The following is a 19,514-nucleotide window of genomic DNA, read 5'->3' on the forward strand; positions in this document are numbered from 1 at the left end:
CTCGTTAGTAAACGGTTATAACTTACCCTATGGGGTGAATTTTCCCTGTGGGGTGTGCTTGTGGGAGTTTAAGAGGGTGGAGGTAAGGGAGCCAGTGTTGCCGAGGATATTAAGATACAATATTTATAGGAGGATAAAATGAATAGTAATTATGAATTTATTGAAGATAAAGAGAAAAATGATGAATTGATGTCAATATATTTTAACTTTATAAACGGTAAGTACTTGGAAAGAGCTTTGAGTTTTTTGTAAAAAAGGAGGGGTTTGGACAAGAAATAGTATTCGTTCATTTTCAATCTGATTTAGATGAATTTGATATGTCACAGCTACCTACACCTTTAGATGATAAACATGTGTTAGTTGAATTAGATTCTCCAGCTGTTGAGTCTGAACAACAATTGTATTTGGACTTTGAAACTTTTTGTAATTATTTGGAAGAACATATGAAAAAGGAAGTGGAAAAAAATCCAGAAAGAAATGGATTAATAGACTTATTAGTGCAAGTTAAGCGTAGCTTAAATTTGTAATAGCTTATAGCTATTTTGCTAAATTCTGAGGGCAGAAAAGAACTTTTTCAAAAATATGTTTTCATTAGTATTGTAGTATATTTCAATAAGGCAGATTGTCTGGTATTGAATTAGTAAAGAGGAAGTTATAGATGAAGAAGAGTCAACAAAAGAGACCTCATATTTGAGGTCTCTTTTGTTGAGTGTATTGAAAAAATCCCCAATTAAACATTAGCATGAGATAACAACTATAAGGGTATGGATAAAACACTATCTAAAAAGAAATCAATACCCGATTTTGTGAAAAAACAATGGGAAGCAGGGAATAGATTTAATAAGGAAAAGCGCTCTCGATATCCTTATAATGAAGTAGAGTTAGAGAAAAAGGAAATCAATAGGAAGAAATATGTTGTGGATTCTTATATTCCGGGTGAAGAAATTGTCTCGAGGAAATTTATCCAATTGGCTGAAGTAAAAGAAAAGACGGCATTAAGTTATTTAAGTGAGTTTACTAAAAAGTATTCTTCCGGTTCAGAAATTTCTTCAGGTAAATTTAATCCTAATGCTTTAAAAGGTGGTCGAATAGATGGAGAATTAATTTTGGAAGTCCCTGTACAAACAAAGCTAGTTCCACAAAAAAATATTGAAGAGGCGAATGAGAAAGGGATTATTATTCGCGATATTAATGGGAAGGTGTATAATTAATGGAAATTTATTATTGCGATAAGTGGTTTAATATAAAAAAGAAGCCTTGGAACATAATTGATGAGAATGTAGCGAAGACACTTCATGAAAAACGTCATTCTTATACTGCTGTTCTCAATGATGGAGAGCAGCCAAAGTATTTAGTAAATGTCACTGATAAATGGGTATCGGTAAGTTTTTTGGATGATTTTCTTCGTAAATATTTACACTACGATTTTATTGTTAAAGAAGATAATAGAATATTCCTAAGGACAATAATGTATTGGGAATATGACGGGGATACACAGTTAAAAAGTATGATTTTGGGGTATCAAGAAAATGGTCATATTGCTATGGAGCAAAAAGATTCTAAAACTGGTGAAGTAGAAGAACGAGAGATAAAAGATGATGTATCTAGAAATTGGGATATATTCCCCGAGTTTGGCCAATACTTATATTTGTGCAAAGAGGAGAGGTAACTCTTTTGAATATAAACATGAAACTAATGAACTCGTGATTTTTGAGCCTCAAGGTAATTACCTTAAGGTTTTTTTATTGCTCTCAAATAAATATTTCCTTTATTCGAAATCTATAGATATGTTATTTTTTTGTATAAATTGGAAATTGGAAAGTAAATGTTAAACTGTACTGCAAGATAATAAACCTGATAGTAGTGGAAATGTGAAAACATTTAGGATAGATGTAAAGGGAAATATTATTGGAGAATGGCCATAATTTAGAAGCTAGGAGGAATCAAATAGAATGAGAAATCAATTATGTATAGAAGAAAAATGTAAAAGGGGAATAGAGTATCATAAAGAGTTTATTGAAGAAAATAGAGAAGAGATTAAAAGTTTAGAAGAAGATGAAAAAAATGGTATTCAAAGATATCCTAATGATAACAAAAGTATTATATTAGAAAATTATTTGTCGAATTTTATACATGAGATGAACGATATTAGGGCCATGTATTCTTTAGGAGAAGACATAAGTACAATGGAAGCATATTTTTATAATGCATTGGATGATTTAGAGCAAACAGGTACTAACAATGTTGGATATATATATATGCTATGGATGATTTCCTTAGGAATTCTATTAGAAACGGATAAAAAAAATATAGAAAGATTAAAAAAGATAGTTGATAAAAAAATATGAACGACGCAGTAATTGATTTTCTCTTATGTGCTAGTGATATCGGATACACAAACATAACGAATAGATATTATAAAGACAATCCATATGCAAAAACGAGAGAGATTATAGAACTTGCACAAACAGATAAAAAAGAAGCGTCTAAAAGATTACAAACGTATATGGAGAAAGAATGGTTTAAAGGCCATTATGATTATGAGTGGAAAAACGCGCATAAAGAACCTGGATATGTAGGATATTGGAGCTTTGAAACGGCAGCGCTTGTGAAAATTTTGGAACTTGATGATACAAGTTTAAAAGATAATAATCATTATCCATATGATTTGGCACATTATAAAAATGAAATAAAATTTAAGTATATAGACTTAAGTGAATATCACTATGAAGATGAGACAGAAGAAATAGAGGAAATAGTAGAAGGAATTGAACATAATCCTGCATTGGAAAATATTATTCCGCCAAAATGGCATTCATTGGTCGATGAATTAATACATGATTATGAGAATATGGACGATAGTAGTTTTTATGAAAAATACAAAAAAACAATAGGAATAGGTCAAGTGTGGTTTTTACCACAAGAATATGAAGAAGAAAATGAGCAAAAGGATCTATTAGGAAGTTTAATTGTGTTTGCCCTTACAGTAAGAGATTATATATTACAACTGGACTATAAAGAGGATTTAGAGGACTACATTGATAATCTTAAAAATTTCTGGAATGGATCAGAAATAAAGTTAATTCAATTTATATTAGAGAATGATCAAAATTATTATGCATGGGTACCGAAAGAAATAAATATCCCAAATATGTATGAAGTGAAGATAGAGGTTGTCGAAGTAGAAGAAATTCAATAACCAGTACATCAAAAACATATAGAATTCAATAAATAAAAGAGGTTATAAATAGTGGTAGTTTTGGGAATCCGACTGTCACTATTTTTGTATTTACATACGGCTATGTGATTTAAGTAGAGTGTTGAAAATTTTCCGGAAAACGAAAAATCATATAAAGAGCATAATAGTCTTGTCTTTAATACAACTTAGATGGGAAAACTGAATCATCAGAGTTGGTTAAATCTTTATGGACAGGTTAATAGATAAATAATGGGTTATAACCTAATGAACTTAAATATGTAGAGGAGGACTACTAGGTGATTAATTGGAAAGAAAAGATAACAACTTTAGCTTTAGTGAAGCAAGATTTAATGAAACAAGATGTAGAGAAAATATGGCCACATCACTTTCCTGAAGTAGGAGCAAGTGAAGAGTATGTGTATGCTCTTGAACAAGAATTGGGTTATAAACTGGATTTAATATATCGAGATTTTCTACAACATGCCAATGGTTGGAAAGGTATTTATCAAACTGTGGACTTATTTAGCATTGAACAGCTGAAGAAATCAGCTATAATGGATCACGCTCAAATGTTATTAACAGTTATTGATGACGATGTTTTAAAAGAAAGTGATGTTTTAAGACAGGAGCTATTACCAATAGCGGTCGCTGAATTTGATAAGGACTTATTTGTTTTATGTTTATCAAATTCACGTAAACCAGGTGAGATAATTTGGTTTGCAGGAGAGGAAATAGACAGATTTGAGAATTTTGAAGAGTATTTCTTGGCAATGGTTGATTACAATAGAGAAGAAATATTGGCTTTAAAAGGTAATCAGCTAAAGAGAGAATTAAATTTTGAAATACCTGTATACAAAAATAGTTCCTCAAAAAAATATTGACGAGGCTAATGAACAAGGGTGTATTATTCGTGATATTAAAGGAAAGGTGTATAACATAATGGGAATTTATTATTACGATAAGTGGTCTAATCTACAAAAGAAATCGTGGAATAGAATTAATGAGAAGAAAGTAAAAACCTTTTTTAAAAATTGTGACCTACATACTACTGTTTTAAGAACTGGAGGGTAGCAGAAGAATATGTGTGAATTAATTTTGAAATGATTAAATAAAGAAATAAATGGAAGGAAGGTATAAATATAATATGAAACAGTTAATTGAAATAATAAAAACATTACCAAATTGTCGGGTTCATGGGCCTACAAGATTACCTAAATTTGATAAGGATAAGCATGTGCTTCCAAGTGATCTGAAAGAGTTTTATAGTCTTTGTGGAGGACTTGTTTTATTTGAAAATGAGGAATACGCTATTCATATTGTGGCGCCAGAGGAATTTGTTTTAGCTAATCCTATAATTATAGGAGAGTTATGTGCGGATGATATTTCATCAAATTGGTATATTATAGGTAAAGATTGTATGGATGGGTATGTAACGATGGATTTAAGTGAAGAGAGATTAGGTAGATGTTATGATAGTTTCTTCGATCGGCACGGTATAGTTGGAGAGGCACAAATTATCGCAAATTCTTTTACTGATTTACTTATAAACCTCATTAACAATCAAGGGCAATATTGGTATTGGCTAAAAAGAAATTTTAAACCACTTGGAGATGCTTATGATGAAGGAGAGAAGGTTATAGATAAACTTTGATGTGATATAAAAGAAAAACGATATTTGAAAAGGTATACATATATTGTTATGAGTTTTTGTGTGCAGTGAAATGATTACGTGAAGCTAAGGAAAAGCATTTTTATAATGAGAATATAAATAGAAGCTGCAAAATAAGGAGTAGTAGTTAATGAATAAAGAGGAATTAACAAATTTTATTAAAGAACATGAGGAAATAGACGACTTTACAGGCGGAGTAAATGAAAGTCAAATTTATGCTGTTCAATACAGGCTGAGTGTAGAATTACCAGATAGCTATAAGTGGTTTTTAAATACATATGGTTCCGGCGGGTTATTTGGTGTTGATATATTAGGGATTGGTAAGTCAAATATAGCTTCAGTTGTTATTGTAACGGAGGACTATAGAGGTTTAGAAATGAGTGACAATTTAGTAGTTATTGAAGATGCTGGAGAATATGCGTATTGTTTAGATATGAGTCATATGGAAAATAATGAGTGTCCAATAATTGCCTGGAATAGACAAGGCGGACTTGATGACTATAGTACAGCAAAGAACTTTTATGAATTTTTATCACAAAGGTTAATAGATGCAAAAGAAGTATGGGAAGAAGAGTTTTAATATTAGAAATTTTATTGGTGTTAATAACGAAAGTCTATATAAGGCAAGTTGAGGAATGCAGGTTGAGTGAGGAAATTCAATAGAAGTGGAGAATATTGATTTGAAAACAATAATCAAAAATATAGGTAATAAAAATATAAAAGCTAAAGTAGAAGAACCATTAAGTCTTCATGTAGAAACTTTATTTAATTTATTATCTAATGTAAAAGATAAATTAGCAGATAGATTTTCAATACAAATTGGATGGTCTGTTTATAGTTTATATAAGTATGAAGATTATTATCAAATTATCACCCGGGATTATACTAGAAACCCTTTTATAGATACGACGGAAGATTTAACGATTGCATTATGGATACAACTAGAGCAATCGCATTGCTTACGTCGATTAAATATAGAGGGAGAATTAATAAAATTTAACGATAAGATTGTGATAGCGAAAAATGTGTTGCAACAAGAAGAGGTGTATTTACAAAGATCTAGTGGTTGTGATGAAGGTGATTCAGGTTGGTATATAGGTCCTATCAATGAAGAAGTATCAGGAGAATTGGAAATCATATACGCCTACGAATTATTAAAAATGAAACCTGCAATTATTCAAGTGCTAGCTTTACCGTATGAGTATTTAGTAGTATTTGAGAAGGACAAAATTAAAGCGATTTTAAATGAATGTGATGTTGATATTTGGAGTGAAATAGAAAATAAATGAAGTGAATATAATGGAAAAGTTTCATGGAGGGTTAGAAAATGAATGTTGAAATGAAACCTGAAATTAAAGAAGTTCTGAAAAAAATTAAATTTATAGATAGATATAAAAAATTGTCTGGTAACTTTAGATCAAATCTTAATGATTTAAATGATAGACTTGAGGATTATGATATGGAAAAGGTAAATGAAATATTTATAAGGTTGGGATATGTAGCAACTTTTGATAAGAAGGAGAAATTTTTTAAGGTAGGTGTTCTAGATTATTCTCCAAATTATATGGTATGGTTTCATATAAATTTAGAACATGGAATGACAGTGTTTGTATGGGTTGTCTATCATAATAATGAAGTAAGACTAGGTAGTCCTTGGAGTGTTTATTCAAGGTTATTGATGAATGCAAGTGAAAGAATAAAAACACCAGTATATCGAAACTATATGGAGTTAGAGGAAATATTAAAAGAGGCATTTTTAATGTATGATGATTTTAAAAGTGAAATAAGTAATGTGTATAGTAAAACCCACAATTGAAAGTAGTAAGTAATACGATACTGTAAATTATTATACATAAGTGATTCATATGCTCAAAACATTATTACTTTGTGTGAATGCAACAACCAGATGAAAAAACTAGAAAATAGGTATGTTTTTAAGAGGTATAGAAGGTAGGGATTATTAACTTTGAAAATTTATTATTGTGACGAATGGTCAGATATTAGAAAGAAACCTTGGAATATAATTGATGCATGTAAAGCATACTTGTGTCATCAAAATCACGAACCATATACGGCCGTGTTAACTGAAGGTGAAAGGATTAAGTATGTTATTAATGTTACAAAAGATTGGGTTTTAGTTGGGTTTTATGATGACTTAGTTCGTAAGTATTTAAATTATGATTTTGAAGTTATAAATGATAATAGAATTTTCTTAAGAACAGCTATGTATTGGGAATATAATGATACGAATGAAAAAGAAAAAACTAGCATGATTTTCAATTTCCGCGAAAATGGTTATACAGTAATGGAAAAGGTGGATGTGAATAGAGGATTAGTTGAGGAACGAGAGGGTGATGATAATCTTGAAAATCACTGGGATGTGTTTCCTGATTTTGGTCATTATATTCATTTGTGCAGAGAGGAAAGATAGTGAATGTATATAAGGTGTCAAATGCCCAATATGAAAATTACGTGAGTTAAGCACTTCATTGTCAACGGAAGACAATAGGTGCTTTTTTTACATGCAGTGAAGAAAAAATATAAGTTTCCTTTTTGCTCTATTTCATATTTGAATTACATGTTATAATTTGGAAAAAATATATTCTTAATTTTCGGATAATAAAAAGGTGGTAGATACTGTATGAGTACATTAAAGAAAATTACTAACAATATCTCGAAGGTTATTATAGGAAAAGATGAATCGATTGAACTTGCAGCTATAGCCCTTATAGCAAAAGGGCATATTTTATTAGAAGATGTACCTGGGACGGGAAAAACAACATTAGCGAAAAGTTTAGCGAAAAGTGTGGACGCTAAATTTCAAAGAATACAATTTACAGCGGATACTTTGCCTGGAGATGTTATTGGTCTTGAATATTTTAATGTAAAGGAATCGGATTTTAAAACGAGATTAGGACCTATTTTTGCAAATATAGTATTAGTCGATGAAATTAATCGAGCTGTACCGAGAACACAATCTTCGTTACTTGAAGTTATGGAAGAACGTACAGTTACGATTGCGAAACAGACACATTCATTACCAGAACCTTTTTTAGTTATTGCAACGCAAAATCCACTCGAATCAGCAGGTACATTTCCTTTACCTGATGCTCAATTAGACCGATTTTTACTTACGATTCGACAAGGTTATCCTACGAGGGAAGCAGAAAAGGAAATGATGAATCGTTTTCAAAAGAATGATCCGCTAGATACGTTACATTCTATTATTTCAGGTGAAGAAATTATTATGATGCAAAAACGCGCAAGGGATGTGCTAGTAACAAATGATGTGCAAGATTATCTCCTTGAAATCATTGAAGCAACTCGTAAGCATGAGCTAATTGAAATTGGAGTAAGTCCGCGGGGGACGTTGGCATTTATGAGAGCGATTCAAGCACGGGCAATATTAAATGAAAGAGATTATTGTACGCCAGATGATATAAAACTACTAGCTGCATTCGTTTGCGCTCATCGTTTAACGTTAACGATTGAGGGAGAGATGAAAACGACGAAAGAACAAATCATGAAAGAAATTCTTCATACGATTAGTGTGCCAGTGGAGAATGTACGATGAATCAACAGCTTGTGTATACACCTTTAGCGGAGCCTTTCGTAATGGGAGTTATGTCAGTTGTAGCCGTTATTTTAAGTGTATTTTCAAGTAATCTATTGTTTTTATCTCTCGTATTTTTGTATGTAATTTTAATAGGTGCGATGCATGTATACATGCGTAAAGTATCTCGTGTTGAATGGGAATACAGTCAGGGGAATTCAAACGTTTTTATAGGTGAAACGAATACATGTAAAATTAAAATTTCAAACAAGTCGATATTTCCTATTCTTAATATCGTATTTCGATTTAAATGTGAAAATAAGCTAACTTGGAATCATGATGAAATAAATAAAAATTATAGTACAGGTTCAAATTATTATATGAATTTTAATTTAAAAGGAAGAGAGTCAGTTTCATTTGATTTACAAGCTGTAGCGTTAAAAAGAGGAATTGCGAAATGGGAAGAAGTTGAAATTGTTATTACTGATCTCTTTGGATTCATAACGAACCATATAACATATAAACAAGTTGATACGCCCTCCTATTTAGTCTTACCAGCTGTTCCGAAAATGCAAGTTCCTGAATTACAAGAATGGTCACGGGGATTTCGAAAAGCGATGTCTTCACCGCTATATGATGAAACGAAAGTAATGGGAGTGAAGTCTTATGAAAATGAAGATTTTCGTTCCATCCACTGGAGTGCAACAGCGAAAACAGGGACGATAACTGCGAAAAAGTACGAGCGAACACAATCAGATAAATATGCGATTTATCTCAACTTGCAAAATAAAAGTGGTGTTTCTTTGCGAAATGATACAGAAGAATTAATTGAATTAACGGCAGGCATATGTAAACAACTGCTCATGCAAAACTGTTCATTTGAAGTATGGATCAATAGTGTAAAAGATAACGGTTTGCTACATATAAAAAATGGGGATAATCGGAAACATTTGCAAAATGTATTAAAGGTACTTGCCTCAATATCGAATCAGGACACGCCAGTATCTTCTTCTTATTTTTACACAGCAGGCTTTCGTCGAAAGAAACTGGATGCGGTTCCTTTAATTATTGGTACTTCACCAAAGAAATACAGTAGAACGAATAAATGGATTGTAATTAAAGAATAAGAAGGGGCTTATGTCATGGTTAATAAAGCGCGGCATATGAAAGTGAAGTTATGGAGTGTTAGAGTTTTAATGCTACTTTTCTTTACGGTTAGTGCGATAACGTTATCACAAGGTGTGGTGCATTTGCAAGACATAGTAAAAGAACGTTTTTTTAATAAGACGGAGACAATGTTGGAAAGAAATTATGATTTTACTAGTATAAACGAACAGTTTGATGAGCCTGAAAGAATTATAGATGAAGAAACAGGAGTTGTAGATACAAGAACGAAAATAGATAGGAAAATCCCGCTTTTCAAACGGGAGAATTCATGGAGTGATGTGCTTTCTGTGCTTTCAAATTCATGGATTAGTATAGTTTTTTATGTAGTTATTGCAGGGGTAATTATATATTTTCTTTATAAATCCGTTAGGAAAAAGTTAACGAAACCAGAAATAGAACAGGAGAAAAAATCGGTAACAAAAGAAAATACGGTAAGAACCGAAAATAACAAGAAAGTCATTCATCAGTTAGAACAGTCGTTACCGACAGATACGATAAGAAAAACGTTAGTTGAATGGGAAAGAACATTACCATTTCATGAACAGAGAAGGTCCTATGAAACGATGCAACAGTGGTTAAAAAGAATTAGTAGAACGAGAAATATTACTTCGTTATATGAGTCTGTTCGTTATGGTGAAAAGACGTATACGGATTTAGATGTGGAAAAAATAATGAAGTGGGTAGAGGGAGATGGGAAGGTGGATATATAAATATCCACCTTTTCTTTTTTTATACGTAAATTTGATTAACATGAATTATTTTCTTATATGAAACCGTCTTCAAATAGGAAAACAAAATTAACTTTATTTACTTATACTTCATTACATGTTAACCTATACTTAATTTTTATAAATTATAATTAATTTTTAAGTTTTTTAAGGGTGTGAATGTGTAATGAAATCGGTATTAAAAAGCATACTTATTTCCTTTGTTTTTTCAGCAGTAGGTATGTGTTGGTTACTGTTCTTATTATTCAAAGGGGACGGAGACTGGTTATTGTCTTGGATAGGCGTATTAATGGCATATTTATCTTTATTCACTTTAATAGATTTATATTGTAAAAATACATACGATAAAAAAATAAGTAAGTGGCTTATAAAAACAGCGGTGACTAGCTTTAGTTTTGCTGTATTAGGAATCTCATTTTGTATCATACACGAGCTATTAACACCATGGAGTCTCAGTTTAATGGTGTGGTATTGGTTGGTAATGTTAGTTTTATTTTTAACAACCATAATATCGTTAGTCAGTCTCGTATTTGTTAATCGTAAAAATCATAATTTCACCGGTGTATATAGAATACTTATACTTCTAAATGTACTGCTTACGTTAGGACCAGTATTATGGCCACTATTACTTTCTATTATCGGAAATGGTATGAACGCTAGTGCAGGATGGTAAAGGTGAATAAACTAAAAAGTTGATATAGGGTTTTAAGTATGTAAGAGAACGTGTTTTCATAAATTGAAAACACGTTCTTTTTTATTTTCATACATTACTTTTTCCCATTTGGTCGTCTAATTTTGAAAGTAAGTATTTCGTAAGGAATGGATAAGAAAAAAGAAAGTTTTATCATTTAGGATTAAGGTATAACTTGAATCAATACGATTTTAAAAGAGGAGAGAACCTTATGAAAAAATGTACTTCAATAAAGTTAGGAAGTTTGGCAGTGTTAATAGCGAGTACTACTCTATTCACACCAGGTTTTACTGTGAAAGCAGAGTCTACTCAAAATATTTCTAATTCGTCAGAAGCAAATCATCAAAAGAATCGGAATGGTTGGAAACAAGTAATGCAGGAAACGGTACAGCTTGGAACACCAGGTATATTAGCTAAGGCTTTTAAAAACGGAAAAACTAGTAGCTACACTGCTGGCGTGGCGGATTTAAGTACAAAGAAATCGATGAAATCGGATTATCGTTTTCGGATTGGTAGTGTGACGAAAACTTTTACTGCTACGACTGTTCTTCAATTAGTAGGAGAAAATCGTGTGGAACTTGACGATCCAATTGAAAAGTGGCTACCGGGTCTCATTCAAGGAAATGGGTATGATGGGAATCAAATTACGATACGTCAACTTTTGAACCATACGAGTGGTATAGCTGAATATTTAAAGTCAAAAGACGCTAACATTATGAATTCGAAAAAAACGTATACAGCAGAAGAAATAGTGAAAATAGGACTTGCTCTACCACCAGATTTTTCGCCAGGTAAAGGTTGGTCGTATTCAAACACAGGATACGTAATACTAGGAATGCTTATTGAAAAAATAACTGGTAATAGTTACGCAGAAGAAATCGAAAAGCGCATTATTGAGCCTTTGGACCTATCAAATACGTTTTTACCAGGTAATTCACCCGTCATCCCAGGAAAGAATCATGCTCGAGGGTATATGAAAATTGACGAAACAAGTGAATTGAAAGACATGACGTATTATAATCCGAGTTTAGCTAATTCAGCGGGAGATATGATTTCAGATGCGGACGATTTAAATAAGTTCTTTTCATCTTTACTTGGTGGCAAGTTACTAAAGGAAACTCAGCTAAAAGAAATGATGACAACAGTTCCTACAGAAAGAGAAGACATTGGTCATGGATATGGTCTTGGAATCTATGAAACTAAACTTCCAAACGGTGCTTCAGTTTGGGGGCATACAGGAGGAATTCCTGGATTTACTACTTTTGCTGGTGGAGTAATGGGTGGCAAACATACATTGGCTGTCAGTACTAATTCTTTAGGTGTGATTGATATTGGTACACAGTTTAATAAAATGATGCAAATTGAATTTAAGAAATAGATGAATAGAATGCGAATAGGCTCCTGCTGTAAAGGACAGTATTAGCATTCCTAGTATGACATCAAGTGTATTTCAATCGTATAGTTTAGTATAAAAAAGGATGTCGGTTACACGACATCCTTTTTTATTGAGAATCAAAGAAGTATGTTTTGAATTTTGAAAATTGTTATTTTTGCAATCGTTCCATATAATGAAGGGTATAGGGGTTATACAGGGGAGTTATGAATGGAAAATACTTTAGTTTGTTAATTGTTTTTATTTTAATAAATAAAAGTAAATTGATTTGGAGTGAAATACATTGGGAGAAAATCAGTTTAGATGGAGTAACACACAATTACGAGAACATGTTGAAGTAATAGACGGCAAAAGAAGTCCGCACATTTTATTAAAGAATGCAACATACTTAAATTCCTATATGCGCGAGTGGGTGCAAGCAAATATTTGGATCTATGATGACCGCATTGTATATGTAGGAGAAAAACTACCAGCGCAACTACATGAATGTGAAGTCATTGATTGTGATGGAAAGTATGTAGTTCCTAGTTACATAGAACCGCATGCACATCCATATCAATTATATAATCCAGAGACTTTAGCGAATCATGCGATGCAATTTGGGACAACGACTTTCATTAATGATAATTTAACTTTATTTTTCACATTACAACGTGAAGAAGCATTTCGTTTATTAGATGAATTTGAAAAGATTCCAGCAAGTATGTATTGGTGGTGTCGTTTTGATGGACAAACTGAATTGCAAAACGGGGAATCTTTATTTAATCGTGAAGAAATAATAGAGTGGCTTAAGCATAAAGCAGTTCTTCAAGGCGGCGAGCTAACAGCGTGGCCAAAGTTATTACATGGCGATGATGAAATGTTACATTGGGTGCAGGAAACGAAACGATTACATAAAAAAGTAGAAGGACATTTTCCAGGAGCATCTGAAACAACTTTAGCGAAATTAAAACTGCTAGGTACAGATTGTGATCATGAAGCGATGACAGGGCAGGAAGCTTTCACCCGTCTTATGCAAGGTTACACTGTTTCCCTTAGGAATTCTTCAATTCGTCCAGATTTAGAAGTTTTACTGAAAGAATTGTTGGAACTAGGAGTAAAGCAGTTTGATAGATTCATTCTTACTACAGACGGCTCACATCCTTCGTTTTATGAAAGTGGAATGACAAACGTAATGATAGCTACCGCGATAAAACAAGGAGTGCCTATAATAGATGCTTATCATATGGCAAGCTATAATATCGCTCGTTATTATAATATGGAACATATACATGGTTCAATTGCGACAGGTAGAATTGCTAATATTAATATTTTGGAAAGTAAAGAAAACCCAGTTCCAATAAGCGTAATTGCAAAAGGGAAATGGGTGAAGCTTGACGGAATAAACAAAAATGAATCATTACAAATAGACTGGAGTAAATTCAAAGTAACTCCATTATTATTAAACTGGTCTATAGAAAAAGAGGATATGATTTTTTCTCAAAAAGTGGGTATACAATTATTAAATAACGTTATAACTAAACCATACACGACTGAAATTGATTTAAACCGTGATGAACTTTCTTTAGATCATGATGAGTGTTTTCTTATGATGATTGCTCGTGATGGTACTTGGCGAGTGAATACAGTTGTAAAGGGGTTTGCGAAAGAACTAGGTGGTCTTGCTAGCTCTTATTCTGGTACCGGTGACATCATTCTTATTGGTAAGAATAAAGAAGATATGCTTACAGCTTTTCATAGAGTAAAAGAGCTTGGCGGGGGAATGGTAATAGCTGAAAAGAATGAAGTATTACACGAAATCGCATTACCATTGCTCGGGATGATGTCTAATTTAAAAATGAATAAATTAATACAGGAAGAGAAACAGTTGGTGAAATTACTAAAAGAGCGTGGTTACGTGTATGACGATCCAGCATTTACCATTTTATTCTTTTCTGCGACGCACCTGCCTTTTATACGGGTAACACCTATAGGACTATATGACGTAAAAAGTAGTAAGGTAATTGCTTCACCAGTGAATTTGATAAAGCAATGTTAATATGAAAGGCCCTATAAAAGTCCAATTTATAGGGCCTTTCACATTGTTAGCATAAGAATATTGTGAGCCTCAAATAATATAGTATCTAAATTACTTGAGGTGAAACGTAAGTATGAAAAAAATATTGTATATTTTAAGTGTATTTATATTATGTGTATCTATTCAACAAGTTGTACATTCTCAAACAGATGCACCAGAGCTATCTTCTGATTGTCTTGAAAAAAGGAAAATTCGAGATGACAAGCATGTGAAAAATAGAATAAGTGACATTAAATCCACATTTAATTTAAATATTGATGAACATAGTTTTTGGGAAGTAAGTAAAAGAGATCTGGAGGCTGCCCATTTGATGTATGGTGGAAAGGAAAATGACTCTTATTATAATTCGCTAACTAAAATTTATGATAGTGGTGGATTTAGTGAGCAGCCTAGTTTATTTGTGAGTGCGCAAGAAGCATTTTTACTTTATAAAGAAAAAGATAATATCAATGTAATGAAACACTTAAACCTAGATGTTGAAAAAGGGGAATGGATCGTTATAGAAACGAAAAAGAAGAAAGGGAAAAAAGTGAAATTCAAGCCGTTAAAATGTGAAAAAGATTATTTGAAAAAGAGAAATGAGTACCATAATGTAAAATGAAATAACTTAATTTTGGGTGCGAAAAAATTCATTAATAATTGTAAATGAAGCGGTAGAAATTACTAGTAATTTCGCCATAAAAAAACGTCATTATTTATTTTTAAAATGACGTTTTTTTATATACTTAAAGCTTTTGCAGCGCACTTTCAATCCTCTTTACCAACTCGGCAGACACTTTATGAAAATATCCTAAAACGACCTTTCTAATATCATCAGAGATAACTTTCAAATCACTAGCTAAGTTTTTAGCAAGATGTTCTTTTTCTATAGGTTTTAACTTCGTATAAAATTCAGTAGGCTGCGTAAAGTCATCCTGTTTCGTAATAGAAGTTCTTTCAAGTTTACCTTCAACGTATCTTCCGTCACCGCTCGTTATTTGATTAGCAGGTGTCCAATTTTGCTGTTTGTTAATCGCCAATTTGCGAAATTCGGAACCAATTCTTCTTCTTTGAGAATCACTGTAAATGTTAGCACGCCCTTGCAGCATTTTATCATCTGATAGTTCTGCACCGTCTAGTAAATTAGAAGGGGAGAAGGCGACTTTTTCTACTTGCTCCATATAATTTTCAGGATTTTTATTTAATACCATTTTGCCTACTGGTATAAGAGGATACTTCTTTTCATCCCATACTTTTGTATCATCTAAAGGGTCATAAGAAAGATGTGCTTCATCTTTCGGATCCATGAGCTGGACATATAAACCGTATTCTACTGGTTTACCATTTGCAATTGCATCATATAAATCTTTCCCGCTATAATCAGGGTTTTCAGCAGCCAGTTTATTCGCTTCCTCACTAGTAATGTATTGTACACCTTCAAAGGGGTACCAATGATACTTTACATACTTTCGATTACCTTCTGCATTTCTCCATACATATGTATTAACACTATGTCCTGGGATGTGGCGAAGACTTTTGGCCGTACCAGCATCAGAATATAAATGGACAACGAAATGAATGGATTCAGGCGCTCTAGCGACAAAGCTCCAAAATCTATTCGGGTCTATTAAGTTATTTATAGGTGAAGGTAACAACGCTTGAATCGTTTCAGGGAAACGCATCGGATCACGAACGGAAAAGACAGGGATGTGATTACATAAAAGATCGAAAATGCCTTCTTCTGTATAAAACTTTGTAGAAAAACCGCGTACATTTCTAGAAGTGTCAGGTGTTCCTTTCGTACTAACGGCTAATGAAAATCGCACCATAACAGGAACTCTCGCATTAGAATGTTGTAAAAAACGTAGTTTAGTATGTTCAGACATTGGATAGATCGTTTGAAAATAACCGAACGCACCAAATCCTTTTACATGAACAGGTCTTTCTAAAATTTTTTCGTGAATAAATTCTTGTAGCGTCTCGTGAAGTACACTATCTTGCTTTAGAACAGGTCCACGTGAACCAACTGTTTGTGAGTGAAGTATAGCTTGTTCAGTACGTTCTCTATTTTCATTAAAGTCATTCCCTAGTAAAGATTGCCCCTGTTTACCATAGTTTTCATCCATCTATATAGCCTCCAAATCTTTTTTGTCCATTGTTACTAAATATGATTTCATAGCCTTGATTATGTATGACACGCAAAGTCCAAACTAGTAACAGACCGCTAGATGAAAAAAACGTGTATGTAGTGGACCTGTTGAAATAGAAGAAATTATGGAAAAATGAATATCGGGAAGAAAATAACAATTAAAATTTCAATCTTAAAAATGAATTTATACATGACTTTATAGAGAATGAACAGAAATAAACAGGGAAAATAACTAGGAGGAATTTAAAATGTCGGATTGGTTTCAATTAGATAAAGAATATATGATGCCTACTTACTGTCGTACGAAGGTTGCGATAGAAAGAGGAGAAGGGTGCAAGCTTTATGATGTGGATGGTAAAGAGTATGTAGACTTATTTTCTGGTGTCGGAGTGAACGTATTAGGGTATAACCATCCGAAAATCGTGCAAACGACAATGGAACAAGTTACGAAATCATTGCATCTTCCATTTCATTTTTTAAATCCAGTTGCGATTGAATATGCAAAGAAATTAGTTGATTGTTCTTTAAAAAACGGAAAAGTCTTTTTTACAAACTCTGGTACGGAAGCGACAGAAACAACGTTGAAATTAATTGATAAATATAGAGCTAATACGCATGAAGAACGTGAAGGAATCGTAGTGCTGAAGAATAGTTTCCACGGGCGGACGTTAGGGGCACTTCATTTCACGAGACAAGAAAGTGTATATCAAAATTTCCCTAAAACATCGATTCCTGTATATGAAGTAGAGCGCGAGAATATAGAGCAATTAGAAGAAACAATCGTTAAAGAAAATCCAATTGCGATTATGCTAGAGCCTGTATTAGGAAGCGGGGGGATATACCCTTTATCAAGTGAATATTTACATGGTGTTCAAAACTTATGTGATAAATATAATGTTATTCTTATCGTTGATGAAGTTCAAAGTGGTATGGGGAGAACTGGTAAACTATTTGCTTATCAAAATTTCAATATTACTCCGGATATTATTCAAATTGGTAAGGGAGCAGGAGGCGGGATACCGCTTGGCGGAATTATTGTAGGTGAAAAGTTATGTGATGTATTTGCACCAGGAGATCACGGCACAACGTTTGCTCATTCTTCAATGGGAACGGCTTTAGGGTTAACGGTATTAAACACATTGATTGACGATGGTTTAATGCAAGAAGCGTATGAAACGTCACACTATCTAAATGATAAATTGCAAGAAATTCAGAAAGAAAATTCTTATTATATTCAGGAAGTACGCCATGCTGGTATGATGTTTGGAATTAGTTTGAATGATACGAATGAAAATGTAAAGAAATTACAGGTAGAGCTAATGGAGAAAGGGATGTTAGTTGATGTTACACAAGGGAACATCATCCGTTTACTTCCTCCATATATAATTAAAAAAGAAGAAATTGATGCATTTATTACTCAATTTATTTCTTGTATGGATAAAGTTGCTGCTGTAGTAAGTGCTTAAAAGTTAAAAGCTAAATTTTATATAAAGCGCACTCTAATTGTTAAAAATAGTTTTACAATTGGGGTGCATTTTTTATAGTTGAATTTTGTAAAATACAGTTGTTGGTAAATGATAACGAAAAAAATAGAAGGAATTTCATTATATTTGATACATGATTGAATGATATTTTACTGTTGAAGAAAAGAGAAAGTAAATATAAAGATAGTAGATAAAACGAGTGGTACTAACAACGAGTGGTACTAACAACGAGTGATAGAACGTTTTGAAAATAATAGCATACGAATATATATAAAATAAGAATGAGGTGATATATTGGAAAATAATGATATTCAATTTACTTCTTTACAAATGAGAACGGATAAATATGGTTGGGCTGGTATTCAATATGCAAATAAAAAGCAAGCCATCTTATATACTCGAAACGGAGGAGTAGAATGGGATGTTGTTAATCCTCTAAATTCAATTGTATTATTTGTATATCCAATAAATGCTCGAAGCTCTTGGGCATATGGTTTAACAAAAACGAATGACAATTTATTGCCAGCTATATTTTATACAGTTAATAGAGGGGAAAGATGGAGTGAGTTTATTTTACCGGTTGAAGAAGATTGGGAGAAATCGACTGATGTTCAAGTGCAATTGCATGCTACGAATATGGATAGTATATGGATTGTATTATCTAGAAAGCTTGCATCAAATAAATTTGAACATAATTTATACTATTTGAAAATGAAAGGGAAAGCTTGGAAAGTAATAAAAAATATAAGTATTAGTGATAGTATTTCAGGGATAACATTTATAAACGATTTAGTCGGATTTATTTCATTACAAAAACAATATGAAACATCAACGGTATTTAAAACAATAAATGGTGGGGAAAGTTGGCAAGCTATAAAAGATATTCCAAGTCTTGAAGGAATTAATACTGGGACTGCTATGGCTTATAAAGCAATCTATAAAAATAACCTATTAGTAATACCAACTAAAATTAATGATGACAAATTTTTAATGAATTACTCATTTGATAAGGGGAATTCGTGGCATATTTCAAATAAAACAATAAATACTAGTAAAGTGGCTGTTTCGTTTTTTAGTTCCTATTATGGCTGGGTTATAAATAGTGAAAATGGAAGTGTGTATCAAATAATAAAAAAAGAATCAAAATGGATCAAAGTATCAAGTAATCCATTGTTAAAAAATGTATTTTGTTTGCATTTTTTTAATCGGCGTAAAGGTTGGGCGTGTAATAAAAAAGAAATATTTAATACAAAAGATCGCGGTATAACATGGAAAAAGGTAGTATGTAAAATTAATAATATTGATAAATTAGTTTAAAAGAGTCCTAAAGAAATTAGGGCTTTTTTTGTTTTTAAATGGGGATTGTTGTAACACACAATGATAAGAGGAAGGAAGCGAGTGTAGAACTTATATTTTCAAAAATAG

General features: G+C 32.3%; 18 protein-coding genes and 2 pseudogenes. 19 read left to right on the forward strand and 1 reads right to left on the reverse strand.

The genetic code is table 11. The features are described 5' to 3' along the window. Positions 1 to 138 precede the first annotated feature (138 nt). The 17 genes and pseudogenes from JDS82_RS06300 to JDS82_RS06380 all read left to right on the forward strand — a co-directional run bounded on the left by JDS82_RS06300 (position 139) and on the right by JDS82_RS06380 (position 15,078). Positions 139 to 527 (forward strand): annotated as a pseudogene (locus tag JDS82_RS06300) (hypothetical protein). 237 nt (positions 528 to 764) lie between these two features. Next, on the forward strand, positions 765 to 1,211 hold the full coding sequence (locus tag JDS82_RS06305; RefSeq protein WP_098057004.1) for a hypothetical protein: 447 nt from the start codon (positions 765 to 767) through the stop codon (positions 1,209 to 1,211). Beyond that, entirely contained in the window at positions 1,211 to 1,669 is a 459-nt protein-coding gene (locus JDS82_RS06310) for a hypothetical protein (protein WP_064471182.1), read from the forward strand. Before JDS82_RS06305 ends, JDS82_RS06310 begins: the two co-directional genes overlap by 1 nt. Positions 1,670 to 1,952: 283 nt before the next feature. Next, positions 1,953 to 3,199 (forward strand): annotated as a pseudogene (locus tag JDS82_RS06315) (PoNi-like cognate immunity protein). Positions 3,200 to 3,495: 296 nt separating this feature from the next. After that, complete coding sequence (locus JDS82_RS06320; protein ID WP_000611507.1) at positions 3,496 to 4,080, forward strand: SMI1/KNR4 family protein; 585 nt, start codon at positions 3,496 to 3,498, stop codon at positions 4,078 to 4,080. Between the two features lie 263 nt (positions 4,081 to 4,343). After that, positions 4,344 to 4,850 carry an SMI1/KNR4 family protein gene (locus JDS82_RS06325; RefSeq protein WP_080482906.1) on the forward strand — a complete coding sequence of 169 codons (507 nt, stop codon included), beginning with the start codon at positions 4,344 to 4,346 and terminating at the stop codon, positions 4,848 to 4,850. 148 nt (positions 4,851 to 4,998) lie between these two features. Beyond that, positions 4,999 to 5,448, forward strand: a complete 450-nt coding sequence (locus JDS82_RS06330; RefSeq protein ID WP_001030886.1) for an SMI1/KNR4 family protein — start codon at positions 4,999 to 5,001, stop codon at positions 5,446 to 5,448. A gap of 100 nt (positions 5,449 to 5,548) precedes the next feature. After that, the gene (locus JDS82_RS06335; protein WP_002108115.1) at positions 5,549 to 6,157 is read left to right on the forward strand and encodes an immunity protein Imm33 domain-containing protein; all 609 of its coding nucleotides are present in this window, start codon (positions 5,549 to 5,551) and stop codon (positions 6,155 to 6,157) included. Positions 6,158 to 6,195: 38 nt separating this feature from the next. Beyond that, complete coding sequence (locus JDS82_RS06340) at positions 6,196 to 6,684, forward strand: hypothetical protein (protein ID WP_098057003.1); 489 nt, start codon at positions 6,196 to 6,198, stop codon at positions 6,682 to 6,684. Between the two features lie 150 nt (positions 6,685 to 6,834). Then, on the forward strand, positions 6,835 to 7,299 hold the full coding sequence (locus JDS82_RS06345; RefSeq protein WP_061673297.1) for a hypothetical protein: 465 nt from the start codon (positions 6,835 to 6,837) through the stop codon (positions 7,297 to 7,299). Between the two features lie 210 nt (positions 7,300 to 7,509). Continuing rightward, positions 7,510 to 8,442: an AAA family ATPase gene (locus JDS82_RS06350; RefSeq protein WP_098057002.1), complete on the forward strand. Its 933-nt coding sequence runs from the start codon at positions 7,510 to 7,512 to the stop codon at positions 8,440 to 8,442. Next, the gene (locus JDS82_RS06355) at positions 8,439 to 9,548 is read left to right on the forward strand and encodes a DUF58 domain-containing protein (protein ID WP_016087357.1); all 1,110 of its coding nucleotides are present in this window, start codon (positions 8,439 to 8,441) and stop codon (positions 9,546 to 9,548) included. The genes JDS82_RS06350 and JDS82_RS06355 overlap by 4 nt, the downstream gene beginning before the upstream one ends. A 15-nt stretch (positions 9,549 to 9,563) precedes the next feature. Next, entirely contained in the window at positions 9,564 to 10,298 is a 735-nt protein-coding gene (locus tag JDS82_RS06360; protein WP_098057001.1) for a hypothetical protein, read from the forward strand. 184 nt (positions 10,299 to 10,482) lie between these two features. Further along, complete coding sequence (locus JDS82_RS06365; RefSeq protein WP_000843825.1) at positions 10,483 to 10,989, forward strand: DUF3902 family protein; 507 nt, start codon at positions 10,483 to 10,485, stop codon at positions 10,987 to 10,989. A 229-nt stretch (positions 10,990 to 11,218) separates the two neighbouring features. Beyond that, positions 11,219 to 12,385, forward strand: coding sequence for a serine hydrolase domain-containing protein (locus JDS82_RS06370; protein WP_064057059.1), 1,167 nt, complete (start codon positions 11,219 to 11,221; stop codon positions 12,383 to 12,385). Between the two features lie 298 nt (positions 12,386 to 12,683). Further along, complete coding sequence (locus JDS82_RS06375; RefSeq protein WP_199712876.1) at positions 12,684 to 14,438, forward strand: adenine deaminase C-terminal domain-containing protein; 1,755 nt, start codon at positions 12,684 to 12,686, stop codon at positions 14,436 to 14,438. Positions 14,439 to 14,550: 112 nt separating this feature from the next. Further along, positions 14,551 to 15,078, forward strand: a complete 528-nt coding sequence (locus JDS82_RS06380; protein ID WP_199712877.1) for a hypothetical protein — start codon at positions 14,551 to 14,553, stop codon at positions 15,076 to 15,078. A gap of 124 nt (positions 15,079 to 15,202) precedes the next feature. Here the strand turns inward: JDS82_RS06380 and JDS82_RS06385 are convergent, their stop codons facing one another. Continuing rightward, positions 15,203 to 16,582, reverse strand: coding sequence for a catalase (locus JDS82_RS06385; RefSeq protein ID WP_199712878.1), 1,380 nt, complete (start codon positions 16,580 to 16,582; stop codon positions 15,203 to 15,205). A 271-nt stretch (positions 16,583 to 16,853) separates the two neighbouring features. On the opposite strand from JDS82_RS06385, the gene JDS82_RS06390 reads away from it, so the two are divergent. Both JDS82_RS06390 and JDS82_RS06395 read left to right on the forward strand, forming a co-directional pair. Beyond that, positions 16,854 to 18,071: an aspartate aminotransferase family protein gene (locus tag JDS82_RS06390; RefSeq protein ID WP_064469845.1), complete on the forward strand. Its 1,218-nt coding sequence runs from the start codon at positions 16,854 to 16,856 to the stop codon at positions 18,069 to 18,071. Between the two features lie 312 nt (positions 18,072 to 18,383). Next, entirely contained in the window at positions 18,384 to 19,406 is a 1,023-nt protein-coding gene (locus JDS82_RS06395) for a hypothetical protein (RefSeq protein WP_199712879.1), read from the forward strand. Positions 19,407 to 19,514: the final 108 nt, after the last annotated feature.

This window comes from Bacillus cereus group sp. N14, assembly GCF_016483555.1.
In the GTDB taxonomy this organism is placed as follows: domain Bacteria; phylum Bacillota; class Bacilli; order Bacillales; family Bacillaceae_G; genus Bacillus_A; species Bacillus_A wiedmannii.